The organism is Lactobacillus sp. 23-2 (genome assembly GCF_044902225.1).
Lineage (GTDB): Bacteria > Bacillota > Bacilli > Lactobacillales > Lactobacillaceae > Lactobacillus > Lactobacillus absianus.
The window spans coordinates 1-371 of the sequence record NZ_JAOQBX010000083.1; the positions used below are offsets into that span (position 1 = coordinate 1).

Below are 371 nucleotides of genomic sequence, written 5' to 3' on the forward strand. Positions count from 1 at the left end.
GTTGGGCACTCTAGTGAGACTGCCGGTGACAAACCGGAGGAAGGTGGGGATGACGTCAAGTCATCATGCCCCTTATGACCTGGGCTACACACGTGCTACAATGGGCAGTACAACGAGAAGCGAACCCGCGAGGGCAAGCGGATCTCTTAAAGCTGTTCTCAGTTCGGACTGCAGGCTGCAACTCGCCTGCACGAAGCTGGAATCGCTAGTAATCGTGGATCAGCACGCCACGGTGAATACGTTCCCGGGCCTTGTACACACCGCCCGTCACACCATGGAAGTCTGCAATGCCCGAAGTCGGTGGGATAACCTTAATGGAATCAGCCGCCTAAGGCAGGGCAGATGACTGGGGTGAAGTCGTAACAAGGTAG

General features: G+C 56.1%; 1 rRNA gene. It reads left to right on the forward strand.

Annotated elements, in window-relative coordinates:
- Window positions 1-371: ribosomal RNA gene (locus OCH80_RS10245) — 16S ribosomal RNA — on the forward strand; the annotation flags it as partial.